Origin of the sequence: Paenibacillus sp. FJAT-27812 (assembly GCF_001273905.1) — a bacterium.
In the GTDB taxonomy this organism is placed as follows: Bacteria; Bacillota; Bacilli; order Paenibacillales; family Paenibacillaceae; genus Pristimantibacillus.
The window spans coordinates 1-1,039 of record NZ_LIGH01000005.1; the positions used below are offsets into that span (position 1 = coordinate 1).

The 1,039-nt window shown below is 52.5% G+C and carries 1 rRNA gene; it reads left to right on the forward strand.

Annotated elements, in window-relative coordinates:
* Positions 1–1,039: ribosomal RNA gene (locus ADU23_RS31705) — 23S ribosomal RNA — on the forward strand; the annotation flags it as partial.

A 1,039-nucleotide genomic window follows, 5' to 3' on the forward strand; every position in this document is an offset into this window, starting at 1 on the left:
TGGTCGAGTGACTCTGCGCCGAAAATGTAACGGGGCTAAACACACCACCGAAGCTATGACATGACATTGTCTTCACTTTGTTCTGGATAACACCGGGACATTTGTCAGAATCGACGCCTAGCGTCTAATCAAGATTCTGACCAAATGCCCAGCTAAACACATCCAGATTGAAGTGAAGGCAATGTCTTGGGTAGGGGAGCGTTGAATACGGATTGAAGTTGGACCGTGAGGACTGGTGGACTGTATTCAAGTGAGAATGCCGGTATKAGTAACGAAAAGACAAGTGAGAATCTTGTCCGCCGAAAGCCTAAGGGTTCCTGAGGAAGGCTCGTCCACTCAGGGTAAGTCGGGACCTAACGCGAGGCCGAAAGGCGTAGTGGATGGACAACAGGTTGAAATTCCTGTACCACCGTAAACCGTTATGAGCAATGGGGTGACACAGAAGGGCAGTGACGCGGGCTGATGGAATAGCCCGTCCAAGCAGTGAGGCTAGTGTGTAGGCAAATCCGCACACTATTAGGCTGGGCTGTGATGGGGAGCGAAAATTRTAGTAGCGAAGGTCATGTACTCCGGCTGTCAAGAAAAGCCTCTAGCCAGGTGAAGGTGCCCGTACCGCAAACCGACACAGGTAGGCGAGCAGAGCATGCTAAGGCGMGCGGAAGAACTCTCGTTAAGGAACTCGGCAAAATGACCCCGTAACTTCGGGAGAAGGGGTGCCTCGGTAGGGTKWATAGCCCGAGGGGGCCGCAGTGAAAAGGCCCAAGCGACTGTTTAGCAAAAACACAGGTCTGTGCGAAGCCGTAAGGCGAAGTATACGGGCTGACGCCTGCCCGGTGCTGGAAGGTTAAGGGGAGCGGTTAGKRGYAAYCCGAAGCTGTGAACCGAAGCCCCAGTAAACGGCGGCCGTAACTATAACGGTCCTAAGGTAGCGAAATTCCTTGTCAGGTAAATTCTGACCCGCACGAATGGCGTAACGACTTGGGCGCTGTCTCAACGAGAGATCCGGTGAAATTTTAATACCTGTGAAGATGCAGGTTAC